16 protein-coding genes are annotated in these 19,237 nt (G+C 66.9%); 9 read left to right on the plus strand and 7 right to left on the minus strand.

Going from position 1 to position 19,237, the window contains the following annotated elements; all coding sequences use genetic code 11:
• Nucleotides 1-8 precede the first annotated feature (8 nt).
• Both JWP60_RS01670 and JWP60_RS01675 read left to right on the plus strand, forming a co-directional pair.
• Nucleotides 9-1,118: a two-component regulator propeller domain-containing protein gene (locus JWP60_RS01670; RefSeq protein ID WP_299785749.1), complete on the plus strand. Its 1,110-nt coding sequence runs from the start codon at nt 9-11 to the stop codon at nt 1,116-1,118.
• Nucleotides 1,118-2,419 (plus strand): two-component regulator propeller domain-containing protein, encoded by a 1,302-nt coding sequence (locus JWP60_RS01675; RefSeq protein WP_299785751.1) that lies wholly within the window; start codon nt 1,118-1,120, stop codon nt 2,417-2,419. The genes JWP60_RS01670 and JWP60_RS01675 overlap by 1 nt, the downstream gene beginning before the upstream one ends.
• 44 nt (nt 2,420-2,463) lie before the next feature.
• Here JWP60_RS01675 and JWP60_RS01680 read toward each other — a convergent pair whose 3' ends face one another.
• Nucleotides 2,464-6,405 carry a PAS domain S-box protein gene (locus JWP60_RS01680; RefSeq protein WP_299785753.1) on the minus strand — a complete coding sequence of 1,314 codons (3,942 nt, stop codon included), beginning with the start codon at nt 6,403-6,405 and terminating at the stop codon, nt 2,464-2,466.
• A gap of 112 nt (nt 6,406-6,517) precedes the next feature.
• Nucleotides 6,518-7,105 carry a hemerythrin domain-containing protein gene (locus JWP60_RS01685; protein ID WP_299785755.1) on the minus strand — a complete coding sequence of 196 codons (588 nt, stop codon included), beginning with the start codon at nt 7,103-7,105 and terminating at the stop codon, nt 6,518-6,520.
• A gap of 118 nt (nt 7,106-7,223) precedes the next feature.
• On the opposite strand from JWP60_RS01685, the gene JWP60_RS01690 reads away from it, so the two are divergent.
• The 7 genes from JWP60_RS01690 (at nt 7,224) to JWP60_RS01720 (ending at nt 13,906) form a co-directional block, all read left to right on the plus strand.
• Nucleotides 7,224-7,667, plus strand: coding sequence for a universal stress protein (locus JWP60_RS01690; protein ID WP_299785756.1), 444 nt, complete (start codon nt 7,224-7,226; stop codon nt 7,665-7,667).
• Between the two features lie 144 nt (nt 7,668-7,811).
• Nucleotides 7,812-8,447, plus strand: coding sequence for a response regulator transcription factor (locus JWP60_RS01695; protein ID WP_299785758.1), 636 nt, complete (start codon nt 7,812-7,814; stop codon nt 8,445-8,447).
• A 125-nt stretch (nt 8,448-8,572) separates the two neighbouring features.
• Nucleotides 8,573-8,962, plus strand: coding sequence for a response regulator transcription factor (locus JWP60_RS01700; protein ID WP_299785760.1), 390 nt, complete (start codon nt 8,573-8,575; stop codon nt 8,960-8,962).
• A gap of 16 nt (nt 8,963-8,978) precedes the next feature.
• Nucleotides 8,979-9,773 carry a cyclic nucleotide-binding domain-containing protein gene (locus JWP60_RS01705; protein WP_299785762.1) on the plus strand — a complete coding sequence of 265 codons (795 nt, stop codon included), beginning with the start codon at nt 8,979-8,981 and terminating at the stop codon, nt 9,771-9,773.
• A 104-nt stretch (nt 9,774-9,877) separates the two neighbouring features.
• Nucleotides 9,878-11,854 (plus strand): acetate--CoA ligase, encoded by a 1,977-nt coding sequence (acs, locus tag JWP60_RS01710; RefSeq protein WP_299785764.1) that lies wholly within the window; start codon nt 9,878-9,880, stop codon nt 11,852-11,854.
• A gap of 10 nt (nt 11,855-11,864) precedes the next feature.
• Nucleotides 11,865-12,176: a DUF485 domain-containing protein gene (locus JWP60_RS01715; RefSeq protein WP_299785766.1), complete on the plus strand. Its 312-nt coding sequence runs from the start codon at nt 11,865-11,867 to the stop codon at nt 12,174-12,176.
• Nucleotides 12,173-13,906, plus strand: a complete 1,734-nt coding sequence (locus JWP60_RS01720; RefSeq protein WP_299785768.1) for a cation acetate symporter — start codon at nt 12,173-12,175, stop codon at nt 13,904-13,906. The genes JWP60_RS01715 and JWP60_RS01720 overlap by 4 nt, the downstream gene beginning before the upstream one ends.
• Before the next feature lie 128 nt (nt 13,907-14,034).
• Here the strand turns inward: JWP60_RS01720 and JWP60_RS01725 are convergent, their stop codons facing one another.
• The 5 genes from JWP60_RS01725 to JWP60_RS01745 all read right to left on the minus strand — a co-directional run bounded on the left by JWP60_RS01725 (nt 14,035) and on the right by JWP60_RS01745 (nt 19,236).
• Nucleotides 14,035-15,321: a divalent metal cation transporter gene (locus JWP60_RS01725; RefSeq protein ID WP_299785770.1), complete on the minus strand. Its 1,287-nt coding sequence runs from the start codon at nt 15,319-15,321 to the stop codon at nt 14,035-14,037.
• A gap of 17 nt (nt 15,322-15,338) precedes the next feature.
• A complete protein-coding gene (locus tag JWP60_RS01730; RefSeq protein ID WP_299785772.1) occupies nt 15,339-16,151 on the minus strand; it encodes a DUF6544 family protein in 813 nt (270 codons plus the stop codon).
• A gap of 97 nt (nt 16,152-16,248) precedes the next feature.
• Nucleotides 16,249-17,061 (minus strand): c-type cytochrome, encoded by an 813-nt coding sequence (locus JWP60_RS01735; protein WP_363320807.1) that lies wholly within the window; start codon nt 17,059-17,061, stop codon nt 16,249-16,251.
• Nucleotides 17,061-18,683, minus strand: coding sequence for a cbb3-type cytochrome c oxidase subunit I (locus JWP60_RS01740; RefSeq protein WP_299785776.1), 1,623 nt, complete (start codon nt 18,681-18,683; stop codon nt 17,061-17,063). Before JWP60_RS01740 ends, JWP60_RS01735 begins: the two co-directional genes overlap by 1 nt.
• Complete coding sequence (locus tag JWP60_RS01745; RefSeq protein ID WP_299785811.1) at nt 18,670-19,236, minus strand: cytochrome C oxidase subunit II; 567 nt, start codon at nt 19,234-19,236, stop codon at nt 18,670-18,672. Before JWP60_RS01745 ends, JWP60_RS01740 begins: the two co-directional genes overlap by 14 nt.
• Nucleotide 19,237 lies beyond the last annotated feature (1 nt).

Genomic DNA, 19,237 nt, shown 5'->3' on the forward strand with positions numbered 1-19,237 from the left:
CGACAGGAATGAAACGCACGCGCGCCTTGCCGGCACTCGCGCTGGCCGTGGCACTGGCCACCGGCGCCGCGAGCGCCCTTGCGCAACCACCGGCGTCCGCCAGCTCCGGCGCAGCCGCCGCCAGGCCTGCGGCCGACGGCTGGCGCGTGCTGGACACCTTCGAGGTCGGCGAAGGCGTGTACGTGCGCGCGCTGAAGGTGGAAGCGAAGAAGAACGTGATGTGGGTCGGCACCTCCTCGGGCGTGCACGAGGTCGACCTGAAGACGCTCAAGGCCCTGAGCACCTTCACGCGCAAGGACGGCCTGGCCAATGAATACGTGTTCGCCGTCACCGTCGATGCGCAGGACAACAAGTGGTTCGGCACCAATGCCGGCGGCGTTTCGCGCTACAAGGACGGCCAGTGGAAGACCTTCTTCCCGATGCACGGCCTGGCCGACTACTGGGTGTACTGCTTCGCCAGCCAGAAGGACGGCACGCTGTGGATCGGCACCTGGGCCGGCACCAACAAGGTCGACCCCAGGACTGGCAAGTTCACGACCTACGTGCGCGAGTTGATCAACGAGTGGGTCTACGGCCTGGGCGTCGACCGGCAGGACCGCGTGTGGTTCGGCACCGAAGGCGGCGTGTCGATGTTCGACGGCAGGACCTGGAAAAGCTGGACCCACAAGGACGGCCTGGGTGCACCCAACACCGACCAGCTCGCCTTCAGCACCAACACCGGTCTCGGCACCCGCTCGCGCCACGATCTGGCAACCCTGAACGAGGGGCAGCCCACCTACAACCCGAACTACACGTTCGCGATCCATGTCGCGGCCGACGACGCGATCTGGGCCGGCACCTGGGGCGGCGGCGTCGCGCGCTTCGACGGGAAGAAGTGGACCAACCTGTCCAGCAGCGACGGCCTCGCCGGCAACATCGTCTATTCGATCGCGCAGCACGGCGACGGCGCGCTCTGGTTCGGCACCAATCGCGGCGTATCGCGCTGGGACGGCAAGAAGTTCCAGAACTTCGGCCGCAAGGAAGGCCTGCTGGAAGACAACGTCTATGCGCTGGCGATCACGCCGCAAGGCGTTGTCTGGGCCGGCACCCGCAAGGGCGTCGCCCGCATCGGCCGCTGATGCGGCACGACCCGAAGATCAAGGAGCAGCAGATGCAGTTCGGTCACAAGTCCATCGCCGTGCTGGCGATCGCCCTGGGCGGCGTCATCGCCGGCGCCTACACGCTCGGTCGCAGCAACGGCTCGCCCGCCGCCGTCAAGCAACCGGTGCCAATGGCGGTTACCGCGAAGATGGGTGACGCAGCGAACGCCGCGGCACCCGGCAGCATCCACGCTCCCGCGGGCCATCCGCCGGTGGCCGAGGGCGGCGCGCCCGCCACCGAGGGCAAGGTGCAGGTCGATCCGGCCGCGAAGTTCGTGCACTTTCGCGTCGGCAACCGCAACGTCAAGGACATCCTCGTCGAAGGTGACATCGTGTGGGTCGGCACCTCCGGCGGCGTGATCCGCTACAACACGAAGACCGACGAATACAAGCTGTTCGACACGCGCGCGGGCCTGCTGTCCAACGGCGTGTTCCACGTGAGCCGCCTGGACGGAAAGCTGGCCGTCGGAACCTACGGCGGCGGACTGTCGCTGCTGGACGAAAAGAGCGGCACCTGGGAGAGCTACAACATCCCCGACGGACTGGGCGATGCCTTCGTGTACGACGTGCTGAAGGCGAAGAACGGCGACGTGTGGATCGCCACCTGGTCGGGCGTCAACCGCATCCGGGGCGGCAACCTGAAGGACCGGTCCAAGTGGGAGCTGCACACCGTGGCGTCCACCAAGGGCGGACTCCCCAACGACTGGGTCTACGGCCTGGCCGAAGGCAAGGACGGCATCGTCTGGCTGGCCACCGAAGGCGGGCTCGCGCGCTTCGAGAACGGCAAGTGGGACAACTGGAACCATGCCAAGGGCCAGGGGGCATCGTTCGATCTGGTGAAGGACGACCTGACGTTCAAGAACGATCCGTCCAAGGTGTCGAGCCACCATGCCCGCCAGAAGGAAGAGATGGGACTGACCGGGATCGACACGGCGTACAACCCCAACTACATCGTCTCGCTGGTGGCCGACCGCGACGGCACCGTGTGGGCCGGCACCTGGGGCGGTGGGCTGGCCCACTTCGACGGCAAGGGCTTTCGCAACTACACGGTCAAGGACGGCCTGCCCGGCAACCATGTGTTCATGCTGCACCAGGCCCCCAACGGCGACTTGTGGATCGGCACCAACGCCGGCCTGGCGCGCAAGAAAGGCGAGCATTTCGAGGTGCTGACCACCAGCGACGGCCTGTTCTCGAACACCGTCTTCTCGATGGACACGGGCGCGGACGGCACCATGTGGGTGGGCAGCTTCGGGGGCGTGTCGCGACTGGCGAAGCGCTGACGGGATCCGATCAAGATGGGAGAGGCCCGGCAAGTTGGGTCGGCTCAACTCGCCACGTACCGCTGCAGCGCCGTTCGCGTGCGTGTGAAGCGCATCTCCAGCTCCTCCACCATCGCGGCCAGCGGCGACGTCTCATTGCGCTGCACCGTCTGCTCGATGCGGTTGCAGACCTCCGCCATGGCCTTGGCGCCCAGGCTGGCGCTGGTGCCTGCCAGCTTGTGGGCGCGCTTGCCCAGGTCCGTGGTGTCGCCGCTGTGCAGGTGCTGGTTGATCGCGCTCAGCGCCGCCGGTGTTTCGCTGAGGTAGTCGCCCAGCAGGCGGCGCAGGATCGAGGGCGCGCCGGGTTCGTCCAGCGCCGAGAGCTCCTTCAGGATGGCCTCGTCGAGGACGCCGTGCGCTGCCTCCCCCGGGGCGCGTGAGCGCTGGGGCGCCCAGCGCTCGATCAGCTGCTGCACCAGCATCGGCAGGATCGGCTTGGCGATGTAGTCGTCCATGCCCGCGTCGAGGCAGCGCTGGCGGTCCTGCGGCAGGGCGTTGGCGGTCATGGCGACGATGCGTGGGCGTCGATGCGGCGGCTGCATGGCGACGATCTGGCGCGTCGCCTCCAGGCCGTCCATCACCGGCATCTGCAGGTCCATGAACACCAGGTCGTAACGCTGCGTCCGCACCTTCGCCACGGCCTCGGAACCATCGACGGCGACCTCGCACGTGTAGCCGAACTTGCGCAGCATCGTGACGGCCAGCTTGCGGTTGATGTCGCTGTCCTCCACCACCAGGATATTCATCGGCAGCTGGTCGGCGAGCGTGTGATCGATGATCTGCGCGGGCGGCGCGGCAGCCGCCGCGCGGTGGTGGTGGACCACTTCGTCCAGCACCGCGAACAGCCGCGAATGCTTCACCGGCTTGGACAGCGTCGCGGCGAACAGCTTCATCGCCGCGGCGTCGCGGCTTCGCCCCGGCGAGGACGACAGCAGCACCAGCGGCGGTGCGCTGTCGCCACGCTGCGCGGTGATGGCGCGCGCGAGCTGCAGGCCGTCCATGTGGGGCATGTGCAGGTCCAGCACCGCGATGTCGAACGGCCCCTCGGCTTCCAGCAGCGCCAGGGCATGGGTGCCGCGCGTTGCGCACAACGCCTCCATGCCCCAGCGCGTGCACTGCGTCTTCAGGATCTGCAGGTTGGCCTGATTGTCGTCGACCAGCAGCACCTTGCGGCCCGCCAGTTCGGGTGCGCTGCCGGTGCGGTAGCGGGCCGTCGGCACGTCGCGGCCGATGCCGGCGTCGATCGTGAACGAGAAGGTGGAGCCCTGGCGCTCCTGGCTCTCGACCCGGATGTCGCCACCCATCAGGCGGGCCAGCCGCGCGCTGATCGCCAGTCCCAGGCCGGTGCCGCCGTATTTGCGGGTGGTAGAGGCATCTCCCTGGGAGAAGGCCTTGAACAGGTGTTCCTGCTGGCTTGCCGGGATGCCGATGCCGGTGTCCCGCACGGCGAAGCGCAGTTGCACGCGCTCGGTCTCGCGCCGCAGCACGCTGGCCGTCAGGCACACCTCGCCGTGCTCGGTGAACTTCACCGCGTTGGACAGCAGGTTGACCAGCACCTGCCGCAGCCGCGTCGCGTCGCCGACGATCCAGTGCGGCACGTTCTCGGCGATCTCGTACAGCAGGTCGATGCCCTTGTCGGCCGCGCGCGGCGCGAGGATGTCGAAGGCCTCCTCGATGCACACGCCCAGCTCGAACGGGCGCTGCTCCAGTTCCAGCATGCCCGACTCGGTCTTGGAGAAGTCCAGGATGTCGTTGATCGTGGACAGCAGGGCGTCCCCGCTGGTGTGGATGGTCTGCACGTAGGAGCGCTGTTCGGCGTCGAGGCCGGTGTCCTCGAGCAGCGCGGTCATGCCGATCACCGCATTCATCGGCGTGCGGATCTCGTGGCTCATGTTGGCCAGGAAGGAGGCCTTGGCCTCCGCCGCCTGCAGCGCCTGCTCGCGCGCGGCCACCAGTTCCGCCTCGATGCGCCTGCGCTCGTTGATCTCCTCCTGCAGCGTCGCGTTCGTCTGCGTCAGCACCGCGGTGCGCTCCTGCACCCGCTGCTCCAGTTGCGCGCGCTCCGCCTGCAAGGCCTGCTGCGCCAGCCGGCGCTCGGTGACGTCGCGGAAGATGGCCAGGTAGCGGTCGCCGCCCAGGGCCACCGCGTTGATCTCGGCGATGAAAGTCTCGCCGCCGCGCTTGCGCAAACCCACTTCGCCGCTGCTGCGGCCTTCGACGGCAACGCGCCGGAAGTGCGCGAGACCCGTCGCGCGCTCGGCCTCGTCGCCGGCCAGCACGTCGGCGATCGTCATCTGCACGAGTTCGTGCTCGGGGTAGCCCAGCATCTGCGCCGCCGCCGGATTGGTCTCCAGGTAATGGCCCTCGCCGTCCACCACCATGATCCCTTCCAGCGATTGCTCGATGTACGAGCGCAGCTTGCGCTCGCTGGCGCGCAGCGCACTCTCGCTCGCCACCCGCTCCGTGACGTCACGCATGATCCCGGAGAACAGCTTCTGGCCGTTGACCGTCATCGCGCTCACGCCCAGGTCCAGCGGCAGGTGGGTGCCGTCCTTGCGCCGGCCGGTGACCAGGCGGCCGATGCCGATGATGCTGGGGGGGCCACCGGCGAGATAGTTGCGCAGGTAGGAGTCGTGCCGCTCGTGGTCCGGTGGCGGCATCAGCATGTGGACGTTGCGCCCGATCACCTCGTCGGCTGTCCAGCCGAAGATGCGTTCGGCCGCCAGGTTGAAGGTCTGGACCACCCCATGCGTGTCGATGGTGATGAAGGCATCGAGCGCATGGTCGAACACCGCACGCAGCCGTGCCTCGCTCTGCGCATGCTGCTGCATCGCACTACGCAACGCGCCCGTGCGCTCGTCCACCAGCGCCAGCGCGCGCACCCGCAGCCTGGAGACGAGCCCGAGCAGGCCGGCCATCAGCGCGCTGATGACGATGCCGAGCCCGAGGATCGCCGAGGACTGGTCCGAAGGCAGGGTGTCCCCGAAGCGCGGCAGCGGCAGGAACTCCAGCTGCCAGCGGCTCTGGCCGAACTCCAGCTGTGTCACGCGGCGCAGCGCCGACTCGTCGCCGACGGCCGCCTGCTGCAGCAGTTCGGCACTGGTGAACACGGGGACGTTGCCATCGTGTACGCGCACGCCGATGAGGGCCGCATCCTGGCCCACGGCCGCCTTCACCATCTCTGGCGCGTCCAGGGCCTCGACCAGGTAGCCGGTGAGCGCCCGCGCGCGCTCGGCCTCGGCCGCAGGCGCTACGCCGCCCGCATACACCGGCACGACCAGAGCCCAGACCCGCCCGCCCTGCCCCGCGGCGGCGGACAGCGCCAGCGGCCCCGCCATCACCATCGCCCCGGTCTGCATGGCGCGGGACATCGCTGCGCGTGCGAGCGTGTCGTCCTGCAGGTCGAGTCCCAGCGGACTCAGGTCATTCGTGCCGAAGGCGCGCAAATAGGCAAGCGGGAAATAGTCCGTGCGCGGCTCGCTCGCGCGCACCCGGTAGTCTCCCAGGCCGTCGGCGCGCGCCTGCCGCTCGTGCGCCTCGCGTTCGACCGCCGGGACCCGCTGCGCGAATGCCAGCCACAGCCGCCCTGGTGCGCGGCTGCCGCTCTCCATCACGTCGAAGTAATCGCGCCACTGGGAGCGGCTGAGGTCGCCGCGCGTGCCGAGGAGGGTCGAGACGGAACGCAGCAGCACCTGGTCCGACTCCAGGCCCTGACGCAGGGCGCCCACGATGCGGCTGGTGCGGTATTCGAAGCGGCGGGCCTGGTCCTGGCGCGCGAGGCCGCGGGCCATCTCCCAGGACAGCAGCGTCACCAGCAGGCCGACCACCACCACCACCACCACCATGCCGAAGGAACCGAGGACACGGCCACGGCGTCGCCCGGAGCGCGTCTCGGCCACCGGAGTTCCGGCATCGGCGGCTGGCTCGGTGGCAAGGAGGGAAGACATGGGGCAGGTGCTGCGATCAGGGTAGCACCTTCCCTCGCCATTCCTGCGCGGGTGGATGACCGAAGTGGAGGATGCGGCAGGCGCCGCCGCCTGCGCTTTGCCCGCCCCGGGGTCAGGCGAATTCGGGACCGACGCCGATGGGCGCAGGAGCGCGCAGCACGATGCGCGTGAACAGGCGGTCGTAGCTCGAGTCGCTCACACCGCCGGCCAGCGGGTCCCGGTCCGCCGCGAACGCGCGGTCCAGCTCGCGCCGATCTTCTTCGGAGAACAGCTTGTCGGCGACCGGCAGCAGTTCCGATTCCTCGGTGTGCATGTGATCGAGGTAGAAGCGGACATAGTCCTGTGCAGCCTTGCAAAATGCTGCCCGGCGTGAGTCACCCAGCAGCTCCCAGGCGAGCAGCAGGTGCTGCAGATCACGCACGCGCCGTTCGCCGTTGATGTGCTGCTCCTCCAGCCGTTGGATCACCGGCATCAGCTGGGGCCGCAGCCGGGCCAGTTTCGGGAACAGGAACTTCGACTCGTTGGGGTGGTGGCGCCGCTCGGGAAATTCGTCGATGTAGAACAGCATCGCCCGGAGAACGTCGAAGAAGCGCTCGGGCGGCTCACCCGGCCCCCGCTCGATCAGCATCAGCATGGAACGCAGCATCGCAGCGACTGCGGCGTGTTCGTCGCGGATGATCTGGAGGGCACAGCGCGCCATGGTGGGTCTCCTTGTTTGCGGTGCGCAGAGTGTTCCGCGGATGGCGCGCGCTGCACTTGATGTGGGTCAACTGCGCAGGACTCGGGGCCCCTAAGCTTGGCACGTTCAGGGAGAACGCATGTACCGACGAATTCTGGTCCCCACCGACGGCTCGCCGCTCTCGCGCAAGGCGATTCGCAGCGCGGTCGAACTCGCCGCGAGTGTGGGCGCCGAAGTGGTCGGCGTGAACGTGGTGCCGCGCTATCCCACCGCCTTTTTCGAAGGTGGCAACGGCGTGTCCCCGGACGAGGTGGCGCGCGCCGAACGGCAATGGGCCGAACAGGGCCAGGCGATCGCCGATGAAGTGAGCAAGGCGGCGGCGAAGGCAGGCGTGAAGGCCAGGGCGATCACCGTGCGCTCGGATCTCGTCGCCGAAGCCATCCTGGGCGCCGTCCGCAAGAACCGGTGCGACCTGGTGGTGATGGCCTCGCATGGCCGCAAGGGGCTCAAGCGCCTGCTGCTGGGAAGCGAGACCCAGCACGTGCTGACGCACGGCGCGGTTCCGGTGCTCGTGCTGCGTTGACTTCGAGGGTCCGCCCCTGCCGGAGCCGGCGCGTTTGTGCTGTAGATTCAGGGCAGACGAGCTTTCGCCACCCGCCTTGCACGCCACCCACCCTGCCCACCAGAAATCCGGGCGCTGGCTCGCCAGTTCGCAGGAGGAAGGCGCTTGATCCCCATCGTCATCGCCGACGACCACGCGATCGTCCGGGAGGGGCTGAAACGGATCGTGGAAGCGGTGCCCGACCTCGCCGTGGTCGGCGAGGCGGCCGACGGCAGCGAGGTCATGCAGCGGGTGCGCGATCTGGATTTCCAGGTGCTCGTGCTGGACCTGTCCATGCCAGGCCGCAGCGGGATGGAGCTGATCAAGCTGGTCAAGGCGGAGAAGCCCAGGCTGCGCATCCTGGTGCTCTCGATGCACCAGGAGATGCAGTACGCGGTGCGGGCCATCAAGTCGGGCGCCAGCGGCTATCTGACGAAGGACAGCGCCCCCGCGCTGCTGGAGCCGGCGATCCGCAAGGTCGCCTCCGGCGGCGCCTATGTCAGCGCCGAAGTCGCGGAACAGCTCGCCCTGGGCGCGATGCCTGGCAACGATGCGGCGCCGCATGGGGCACTGTCCAACCGTGAGTTCGAAGTGTTCCGCATGCTGGTGGCAGGCCAGTCGGTCACCGGGATCGCAGCGGCGCTGCACCTCTCGGTCAAGACCGTGAGCACGCACAAGGCCAACCTGATGCACAAGCTGGACTTGCAGAACCCGAGCGAACTCGTTCGCTACGCGATCAAGCACGGCCTGGCGGAAACCTAGGGGCTTCCTGGGAATCGTCCTAGGCGGCATCGGCCGGTGACGAGAACCGCAACCGGAGTCCTCCTAGGCTCCGATTCAGGGGGCGCCGATGTCGCGGCACGCCCGTCCAGGGCAAGGTACAGGGCATGAAGACGTGCCTTGCCCACCTGAAGGTTTACCTCGCCGAGGACTCCGCGCCGATTCGCCAAAGGGTGGTCACGCTCCTCGCCGGCGAGGCCGTGACGATCGTCGGCGCAGGCGAAACGCCGCAGGACTGCATCGCGGGCATTCTGGGATCCAGCCCCGACGTCGTGGTCCTGGACTGCCAGCTGGAAGGCGGCACCGGCCTGGACGTGCTCAAGGCGGTGCGCCGCGCTGACCCGGCCATCGCCTTCGTCGTCTTCAGCAACAACTCCGCCGCCGGATACCGCAAGCGCTACCTCGCCGAAGGGGCGGTCCGCTTCCTCGACAAGAGCTCCGAATTCGACCAGCTCGCACAAGCTGTCGTTTCGGCCTGCACCCGCTTCCCACATTGACCCAGAGGCACCGAACATGAACACCACCACCCCCGCGAGCGCCGTTTCGGCGGTCCACTTCAGCCGCAGCGCCGCAGGCGAACACGCAGCCGCAGCCACCCGCGCGACGGTGCCCACGCCGTGCTCCACGTGCCACCTGAAGGACCTGTGCCTGCCCTGCGGCCTGGCGGGCAAGGACGTGCAGCGCCTGGACGGCATGATGTTCGCCCGCCGCAAGCTCAAGCCGGGCCACGGCCTGTACCGCCAGGGCGACAAGTTCCAGTTCATCTACGCGGTGCGCAGCGGCACCTTCCGTTCCGGGCTGGCGCTGAAGGACGGGCGCGAGCAGGTGACTGCGTTCCACATGGCCGGCGAGCTGATGGGACTGGACGGGCTGGCGCATGGCACGCACGCGACCTCGGCCACGGCACTGGAAGATGCGGAGATCTGCGCGATCCCGTACGCGGGCCTCACCGAGCTGGCGGCGGGCAATCCCGACATGCAGAACATCATCAGCCGGCTCATGAGCCGCGAAATCGTGCGCGAACACAGCCTGATGATGCTGCTCGGCTCGATGAATGCCGAGGAACGCCTGGGGGTCTTCCTGCTGAACATTTCCCAGCGCATGAAGGCGCGTGGCTACTCCGCGAGCGAGTTCCATCTGCGCATGTCGCGCGCCGAGATCGGCAGCTACCTGGGAATGAAACTGGAAACCGTGAGCCGCACCTTTTCGGCCCTCCAGCAGCAAGGCCTGCTGGACGTGGACAAGAAGCACGTCCGGCTCGCCGACCTGGAGGGCCTCACGCGCACCGTGGAAATGCGGGTGCATTGAGCTTCATGGAATGCCGCCGGCATTGATGCACATCATGCGGCGGCGCTCCGATGCCGGCGACATTTCATGCTGTTCCGACAACCGCGCAGCAGGACGTTCACACGATGGATCTCGCTTCTTTCGCCCCGCACGGACTCTACGTTCCGCCACCGGTCCTCGAGGCCGCGGCGCATGTTTCGGGGATGGCCGCATACCGCAAGCTGGTGGCGCAGGCGCAGGCCGACTACGGCGGCTACTGGGCCGGCATCGCGCGCGACGTGGTTGCCTGGAGAACGCCCTTCAGCAAGTCGCTGGACGAGAGCGAGGCACCCTTCTACAAGTGGTTCGCGGACGGGACCTTGAACGTTTCCTGGAACTGCCTGGACCGGCATGTGCAAGCGGGCAGGGGCGCCAGGACGGCCATCGTGTTCGAGTCCGACGCCGGCACGGTCACCCGCGTCAGCTACCGTGATCTGCTGGCCCGGACCTGCCGCCTGGCCAACGCGCTGAAGGCGCGCGGCGTTCGGCGCGGCGACCGCGTCGTCATCTACCTGCCCATGAGCATCGAGGGCGTGGTGGCGATGCAGGCGTGCGCGCGCATCGGCGCAACCCACTCGGTCGTGTTTGGCGGCTTTTCAGCGCACAGTCTGCGCGACCGGATCGAGGGCGCCGGCGCGGTGATGGTCATCACCGCCGACGAGCAGGTGCGCGGGGGCAGGCACCTGCCGCTGAAGGCCATCGTCGACGAGGCCCTGGCGCTGGGTGGCTGCGACTCGGTGCGCGACGTCATCGTCTACCGCCGCACCGGCGCTGCCGTGGCGTGGAACCCGGCGCGCGACCGCTGGCTGCACGACGAGTGCGCTGTCCAGCCAGACAGCTGCGAGCCTGAATGGGTGGGGGCCGAACATCCGCTGTTCCTGCTGTATACCTCCGGATCGACCGGCAAGCCCAAGGGCGTGCAGCATTCGAGCGGCGGCTACCTGGTGTTCGCCGCCGTCACGATGAAGTGGACCTTCGACCTGAAGGACGACGATGTCTTCTGGTGCACCGCCGACATCGGCTGGATCACCGGCCACAGCTACATCGCCTATGGCCCGCTCGCGCTCGGCGCCACCCAGGTGATGTTCGAGGGGGTGCCCACCTACCCCGATGCGGGCAGGTTCTGGCAGATGATCCAGCGGCACGGCGTCACGATCTTCTACACCGCGCCGACCGTCATCCGCTCGCTCCTCAAGGCAGCCGAAGCGGATGCGGCCATCCATCCGGACCGCTACGACCTCGCCAGCCTGCGCATCCTCGGCTCGGTCGGCGAGCCGATCAACCCGGCGGCGTGGGAGTGGTACCACCGGAACGTGGGTGGCGGGCGTTGCCCCATCGTCGACACCTTCTGGCAGACCGAGACCGGCGGCCACATGATCACCCCGCTGCCTGGCGCCACCCCGCTGGTCCCGGGCTCCTGCACGCTGCCGTTCCCCGGCATCGAGGCGGCGGTCGTGGACGAGGCGGGCAACGACGTGCCGAACGGCCAGGGCGGCATCCTGGTGGTGAAGAAACCCTGGCCCGGGATGATCCGCACCATCTGGGGCGACCCCGAGCGCTACCGGGCCAGCTACTTCCCGCCGGAGCTACGTGGCTTCTACCTGGCCGGCGACGGCGCGATCCGCGACGCTGGCACCGGCTACTTCACCATCACCGGCCGCATCGACGACGTGCTCAATGTCAGCGGCCACCGCCTGGGAACGATGGAGATCGAGTCCGCGCTGGTGTCGTGCACGGAACTGGTCGCGGAAGCCGCGGTGGTCGGGCGCCCCGACGACACCACCGGCGAGGCCATCTGCGCCTTCGTCGTCCTCAAGGGCAGCCGGCCCATGGGTGAAGAAGCCAGGCAGATCGCCAACACCTTGCGCAACTGGGTCGCCAGGGAAATCGGCCCGATCGCCAAGCCGAAGGACGTCCGCTTCGGCGACAACCTGCCGAAGACGCGCAGCGGAAAGATCATGCGCCGCCTGCTTCGCTCCGTCGCCGCCGGGCAAGCCATCACCCAGGACATTTCCACCCTCGAAAACCCGGCGGTACTCCAGCAGTTGGCCGAGAAGATCTGAAAGACCACCCATGCAAGCCGATGACCTGGCGACCCGCGTCGCGCGCGACCCCAACTACCAGGAGCTCAAGGCCAGGCGTACGCGCATGGGCTGGTGGCTCACGCTCGCGATGATGCTGGTGTACTACGGCTTCATCCTGCTGGTGGCATTCGACAAGCCGTTCCTGGCAACGCGCATGGGCGACGGCGTGACGACCCTCGGCATGCCGGTCGCCCTGGCCGTCATCGCCTTCACGATCGCCATCACCGCGATGTATGTGCGCCGCGCGAACCGCGAGTTCGACGTGCTGAGCGAGCGGATCATCAAGGGAGCACTCCAGTGACCGCGCCGGTGCCCACTGGGCGGGTCATCAGGGCTGCGGCGATTGCCGGGCTGCTGGCTGCCTGCGGCGCCGCCTTCGCGGCCGGCGCCGACCTCGGCCAGACCGAGCGGCAGCCCACCAACTGGACGGCCATCAGCATGTTCGCCGGGTTCGTGGTGTTCACGCTCTTCATCACCAAGTGGGCTGCCGGCAGGACCAGGTCGGCTGCCGATTTCTACACCGCCGGCGGCGGCATCACCGGCTTCCAGAACGGGCTGGCCATTGCCGGCGACTACATGTCGGCCGCATCGTTCCTGGGCATTTCTGCGGCGGTGATGGTGGGCGGCTTCGACGGCCTGATCTATTCGATCGGGTTCCTGGTCGGCTGGCCGGTCGTCACCTTCCTGCTGGCGGAGCGGCTGCGCAACCTCGGCAAGTTCACCTTCGCCGACGTGGCCGCGTTCCGCTTCGCGCAGACGCCCGTGCGCGTCTTCGCCGCCTCGGGCACGCTGGTGGTCGTCGCCTTCTACCTGATCGCGCAGATGGTCGGCGCGGGCCAGTTGATCAAGCTGCTGTTCGGGCTGGAGTACTGGATCGCGGTGGTGATCGTCGGCGCGCTGATGATGGTCTACGTGCTGTTCGGCGGCATGACGGCGACCACGTGGGTCCAGATCATCAAGGCCTGCCTGCTGCTGGCGGGGGCGACTTTCATGGCGTTCATGGTGCTCTACGGCTTCGACTTCAGCACGGAAGCGATGTTCGCCAAGGCCGTGGAAATCAAGACGGGATTGGCCGCCGCCTCCGGCAAATCACCGGCTGAAGCCGCTGCCCAGGGCTTCTCGATCATGGGTCCGGGGGGCTTCATCAAGGACCCGGTCTCGGCGATCAGTTTCGGCATGGCATTGATGTTCGGCACCGCCGGCCTGCCGCACATCCTGATGCGCTTCTTCACGGTACCCAACGCCAAGGAGGCCCGCAAGTCGGTGCTGTGGGCGACCACCTGGATCGGCTACTTCTATCTCCTCACCTTCATCATCGGCTTCGGCGCGATCACCTTCGTGCTGACCAACCCGCAGTTCCTCGACGCCAAGGGCGCGTTGCTGGGGGGCGGCAACATGGCCGCTATTCACCTGGCCAATGCGGTCGGCGGCAATGTCTTCCTCGGGTTCATTTCGGCCGTGGCTTTCGCGACCATCCTGGCGGTGGTTGCGGGCCTGACTTTGTCCGGCGCATCGGCCGTGTCGCACGACATCTATGCCACGGTCATCAAGAAGGGCAAGGCCGACAGCGCGGCGGAACTGCGCGTGTCGAAGATGACCACGGTCGGACTCGGCATCGTTGCCGTGGTGCTGGGCATCGCCTTCGAGAAGCAGAACATCGCCTTCATGGTGAGCCTGGCGTTCGCGATCGCAGCTTCGGCCAATTTCCCGGTGCTGCTGATGTCGGTGCTGTGGAAGGATTGCACGACGCGCGGCGCGGTGATCGGTGGCTTTCTCGGCCTCCTGTCCTCGGTGCTGCTGACGCTGGTGTCGCCGGCAGTCTGGGAAGTGACCCTGGGCAACCCCCCTGGCTCGGCATGGTTCCCCTATGCCTCGCCGGCGCTGTTCTCGATGACGATCGGCTTCTTCGGCATCTGGCTGTTCTCGATCCTGGACACGAGCGCGCGCGCGGCGCAGGACCGGGCCGGATTCGCAGCGCAGCAGGTCAGATCGGAAACCGGCATTGGCGCGGTGGTGGCGTCGGGGCACTGAGACTGCTGCGGTGCTCGATCCCCTGTGGCGTACAGAAAGCCATGCCGCCGCGGTTCTTGAGGTCTGTGTGGCTGACGGCGGCGGCGATAGTCTGGACGCGCACCCAGCGCCCTCACCAGTTTCTGTGCCTATGAATGAAAGGAACAGGACACTAGCATCACGGCTACTGCGATTGCCATCACACCGGTGGCCGCCCATCCAAACACCCGGTGACGGGTGCTCATCGTGAGGTCTCCCATCAAGGTCGAAGACTGGCCGATCCACATCATCACGACCATGATCGGAACGGAAATGACCCCGTTGACGATGGCACTCCAGACGAGGGCTTTCATCGGGTCCAGCTCGAAAATGCTCATCAAGGCACCGAGCGCGGTCGCCGCGATGATGATGACGTAGAAGCCGCGAGCATCGTCGAAGCCCCGTGACAGGCCCGCCTTCCATCCGAACGCCTCGCTGACCGCGTAAGCAGCCGAGCCCGCCAGGACCGGCACCGCCAAGAGCCCGGTGCCGATGATGCCCAGTGCGAACAATGCAAACGCAAAGTCTCCGGCGACCGGCCGCAGCGCCTCGGCGGCCTGCGCGGAAGTCTGGATGGTGTTCGGTCCAGGGTGATTCAGTGTCACCGCCGTCGCCACAACGATGCACAGTGCGACGGCATTGGAGAACAGCATCCCGACATTCGTGTCCTGCTTGATGCGAGACAGGTGTTCGGCCGCATAGGCCGGGTGCGTTCGCAGAGCGGCGGCTTCGGGTCGGCGGCGATTGTCCTCAGCCTCCTGCGACGCCTGCCAGAAAAACAGGTAGGGACTGATGGTGGTCCCCAGGACTGCGACCACCATGCTGGCGTAGTCGCCAGCAGACATGTCCTTCGGGAAGTAGGCCCAGGGCTGCACGGTTTCAAGCAGGGCCTGGCGCCACGGAACATGCACCGACAGGATGACTGCGACATACGAAAACAACGCAAGCGTCAGCCACTTCAGGACCCTCACGGTCCGCTCGTAGGAGAAGTACAACTGTCCTGCAATGCACACGGCTCCGAATGCGACGACGTAGAGCGACTGCGGGCCCCCGAGCAGCAGGCGCGAAGCGTCTGCCATCGCGCCGATGTCCGCGGCGATGTTGATCGTGTTCGCCACCACGAGGAGGCCGACGAGAAGCACGGTGAGCCACCGCGGGCACATCAGGGCGATGTTCGCCCCGAGTCCTTGCTGCGTTACCCATCCAATGCGCGCAGACAGCATCTGGATGCCGATCATGAGCGGCGTGGTGAGCAGCAGGGTCCAGACCAGACCGAATCGGAACTGTGAACCCGCCTGCGAGTAGGTCGCGATGCCGCTTGGATCGTCGTCAGCAGCCCCGGTGATGAGGCCCGGGCCCAGGCGCTGTGCAAATCCGTTCGCGCTCTTCTTGCTCATTTTCTCTTTCGAAGCCATCAGTAGGAAGTTGACACGCCGTCAATGCTTGCCTTCCACACCAAGGCCAATTTACCGCCTTGGTACCAACCGACCTCTGCGCGCATTGGAACGAGAACCCCGCCCTGGCGCTGGTAATCAAGGAAGCGCCCCTCCCAGGGGAGTTTGGCGTAGGCTCCTCCAAACGAACCCCACCGTCCTGGCGTGTAGATGCTCTGCACTTCCCCCGACTCGGCGAAGCGGAATTCCAGGGCGACCGTTGTTCCCTGGGCCGAGAGCGTAGCCAACGCGCGATGGTCGTCGACCGGCGTCCAGCTTAGTTCATCGCTCGGCAAGAGCGCCCATGGGTACCACGGCGCCTCGGCCAGAAAACGGTGCAAGGACCCCGAGTTCATCTCCGGCGTAGCACCGTCGTGACCGACGTCAAGAGCAGACAGCAACAGGACCTGGCCCGCACCACGCCCTTGTATCAGCGAGTCCAGAACTCGAATGTGAATGAAGGGCGCCGCGTTGACCCATGCGTCCCAAACGAATCCGGTCGCGCCTGGTGATGCAAGATGGGTCGCCTCGAAAGGCATCCAGTGGGCGGAGGTCACATCGGTGCGCAGCTCGCCGTGCTGCCTGAGTGTCACTATCCGAGGCGGACGCGGCGCGCCTGTAGGCAGCACCATCTGAAGGTAGCGACGAACAGGCGGCGGAAGACCCTCGAGCTTGCGAGCCATGGTGAGTTCGGTTCGCCGCCCGGTTTCCAGCTGATGCTTCAATGCGTCGACCTCTCGGCCATGGCGCTCTTGTTCGCCGCGCAAGACCAGAGCAGCAGCCAGCGCGCTCACGAGCAAGACGAAGCCTGCAATCGTCCATCGCCGCCTGCTTGGCGCCCAGCGACGGGACAACGGGCTGCTCACGCTGTGGTCCGCTGAGAGGCCTGCTTCACCGCTCTCCACCGGCGCTGGCCTTGCCGGCATAGAACGTGGTGACCTCCTCGATTTCAGCATCGGTCATGCTCCGGACAACATTGCGCATCTGGGCTTCCGAGTCGTTGCGCCGCTTGCCGCTTCGCAATGCTTGCAGTTGTCCCACCAGGTAGTCCTTGGGCATGCCCTCGAGCCAGGGCGCCCCAAGCTTCTGGTCGACGCCGCCATGGCAGGAGATGCACGGAGCAATGTTCCGCAGGGGAGCCCCAACGCGGACCAGCGCAGGCAATCTTTCGTCATAGGTAGTCGGCGCCGTGCGAGCCTTCGGCAAGTACGCGTAGTAGGCCGCCAAATCCTCGATGTCGCGGTCGGACAGCCTCGCCGCCAGCGCCTCCATGATGGAGCTGGCGCGCTTGGCCGCCTGGTAATCGTGCAGCTGCTTGATGACGACCTCGGGGTACTGGCCGGCCAGGTTGGGCGCACTGGAGGCGCTCATGCCCTGCGCGCCGTGGCACATCGTGCAGTTCAGGGCCAAGGTCCCTCCGCGCCCCACCGAGGCACTTCCTGCGATCCTGGCCATGCTTCGCTCAAGGACCACATTGGTGGCCTGGGGAACGTCCTTGCCTGTACCGCCGCTGTCGCTCCAGGTCGAGGGAACGCCGGCGGCGCGGCAGATACTTGCCCAGAGACCCTGGGCCGTGAAGTCGCGATGCACCGAGGGAAGCCAGACGAAGCCCACCAGCACCGACACGACCGTAAAGGTGACGAGCGAGACCACGCTCCACCGGAACCAGGGATTGCGCCAGGAGTACATGCCTTCCTCTCGCATCAGCGGCTCCCGATGGGAATGACAGGCACGTACGCCTCCTTGATGGATGCGAGCTGCGCGATGGGGTAGCCGTAGTTCACCAGGGTCAAGCCGATCATCATGGCGAGCCAGAGGCCGAAACCGTTCAATGCGACGGGCGTATGCGCACCCGGGTGCGCCGCACGGCTGAAAGTGAAGGGCTCGACCACGCCGGCTTGCCGCCTCCTTGCGGTCGCCAGGATGTAGACCAGCAAGATGCCCGAGGCGAGCAGGATGAAGCCGCCGATGGCCGATACCGTGACTGTCCAGGCCTGGGGATGCAGGGCGGGATGCGTGTAGTCGTAATAGGCCATGCGCCGCGGAGCGCCCAGCAAGCCGACCAGGTGCCAAGGCATCGACAGCACCATCATTCCAACGAACCAAAGCCAGACCTGGGTCTTTATGAGTTTTGGCGAAAGCGGCGCGCAGCCCGTGAGCTGCGGCCACAGCTCATAGGCCGCCATGAAGTACATCAGGACGATGGCGCCGGCGAAGATCAGGTGGAAGTGCCCCGTCACCCACTGCGTGTTGTGGATGCTTCCATTGAGCTGGTAACTCATGTTGATCAGGCCGCCGGCGCCGCCGAAGCCCAGCATGATGAAAGCGAAGGCGACCGCCAGCATCATCGGCTTGTCCCACGGCAGCGCCTTCACCCAGCCGAAGGCGCCCTTGCCGCCACGCAGGCGGCCGGCGATCTCCACGGAGGCCGTGATGGTGAACACCGTCAGCAAGGTCGGCACCGAGACCATCGCCGTCATCGCCGCATGCACGAACTTGAAGCCGGCACCCACCTGCGGATCGGCAAACAGGTGGTGGATGCCGATCGGCATCGAGAACACCAGGAACAACACGAAGGAAACCCGGCCCATGGTGTCGCTGTAGAGTCGGCCGCCGATGGCGCGCGGCACGATCGTGTAGAACACGATGTACGAGGGCATCAGCCAGAAGTACACGATGGCGTGCAGCGTCCACGAGAACAAGACGCGTGCCAGTCCGGCGTTGATGGTGTCCGTCAGCCCGAGCGAGGCGGGCAGGATCAGCACCAGCACCTCCACCGCGGCGCCGACCGAAGTCCAGGCCCACAGGTACGCGCCCGCGACGTTGCCGAACATCGCCAGCGGCACCGGCACGCCCGGGTTCTCCTTCTTCCACAGGCGCAGGTTGACGGACATCAGCGCCACCCAGATCCACGAGCCCACCACCACGAGCACCACGCCCAGGTAATAGAGCGGGCTGGCCAGCATCGGCGGGTAGAAGGTGTACAGCACCGACGCCTTGCCGATGCCGATGGTCACGGCCGCCAGCGCCGTGCCGGCCACGACCAGCCAGAAGCCGGCCCAGGCCCAGCGCACCCCCACCAGCGGTTTCTTCAGCGCGAGTTCGGTGATGGCATAGCCGAAGCCCATGGCCACCAGCGTCGGCAGCACGTAGGCCATGACGGTACCGTGCGCCGTGACCGAGCGGTAGTAATGCTCAGGATTGTTGACCCAGGTGGAGAGCGGGCTGCGCACGTACATCTGCCAGGCGCCCAGCACGAGCGCTGCGAGGAAGGCGACGAACGCCACCCAGAAATGCGCGAGAACGAGTTTCCTAGCGAGGAACACAGCTGAGCCTTTCTCCAGCGCGCGCCTTGGCCAGGAACTCGTCGGCCGGTAGCACCTGCACGCGCCCCCACATCGCCTCGTGCCCGGTGCCGCAGTATTCGTGGCAGGGCATCAGCAGTTCGCCGGTCGCATGGAAGCTCGTGGTGAAGGTGGACACGAAGCCGGGGATCAGCATCGTGTTCGCGTTGGTGCGGCCGACGATGAAACCGTGGATCGCATCGGTGGCCGTGCCGCGGAAGGTGACCGGCAGGTCGGCCGGCACGACGATGCATTGCGGCACGAACGAGTACTGCTGCGCGATCAGGCGCACCGTCACCTTGCCGTCCGACGCCACCGCGGTGCCCAGATTGGACTCCACGAACTCGCCCCTCACGTGCACCGTCTTGACATCAACAGTCTCCACGCGGGAGGGCGGCATCGAAGCCCAGTGCAGGCCGGTGACGATCATCATCAGCACCAGCAGCGCGACGATCGCCACGACGACGATGGTCCAGCGCCGTTCCGCCGCGATGGAGACGGCTTCGGATTCAGGCCCGCCCGCGGGCGACTCGATC

The organism is Ramlibacter sp. (genome assembly GCF_028291745.1).
Classification (GTDB): domain Bacteria; phylum Pseudomonadota; class Gammaproteobacteria; order Burkholderiales; family Burkholderiaceae_C; genus Ramlibacter.

Bases quoted from the DNA above. Each gene is read 5' to 3' on its own strand.
- JWP60_RS01670 (WP_299785749.1), top strand. From the start codon at position 9: ATGAAACGCACGCGCGCCTTGCCGGCACTCGCGCTGGCCGTGGCACTG.
- JWP60_RS01675 (WP_299785751.1), top strand. From the start codon at position 1,118: ATGCGGCACGACCCGAAGATCAAGGAGCAGCAGATGCAGTTCGGTCAC.
- JWP60_RS01680 (WP_299785753.1), bottom strand. From the start codon at position 6,405: ATGTCTTCCCTCCTTGCCACCGAGCCAGCCGCCGATGCCGGAACTCCG.
- JWP60_RS01685 (WP_299785755.1), bottom strand. From the start codon at position 7,105: ATGGCGCGCTGTGCCCTCCAGATCATCCGCGACGAACACGCCGCAGTC.
- JWP60_RS01690 (WP_299785756.1), top strand. From the start codon at position 7,224: ATGTACCGACGAATTCTGGTCCCCACCGACGGCTCGCCGCTCTCGCGC.
- JWP60_RS01700 (WP_299785760.1), top strand. From the start codon at position 8,573: ATGAAGACGTGCCTTGCCCACCTGAAGGTTTACCTCGCCGAGGACTCC.
- JWP60_RS01705 (WP_299785762.1), top strand. From the start codon at position 8,979: ATGAACACCACCACCCCCGCGAGCGCCGTTTCGGCGGTCCACTTCAGC.
- acs (WP_299785764.1), top strand. From the start codon at position 9,878: ATGGATCTCGCTTCTTTCGCCCCGCACGGACTCTACGTTCCGCCACCG.
- JWP60_RS01715 (WP_299785766.1), top strand. From the start codon at position 11,865: ATGCAAGCCGATGACCTGGCGACCCGCGTCGCGCGCGACCCCAACTAC.
- JWP60_RS01725 (WP_299785770.1), bottom strand. From the start codon at position 15,321: ATGAGCAAGAAGAGCGCGAACGGATTTGCACAGCGCCTGGGCCCGGGC.
- JWP60_RS01735 (WP_363320807.1), bottom strand. From the start codon at position 17,061: ATGCGAGAGGAAGGCATGTACTCCTGGCGCAATCCCTGGTTCCGGTGG.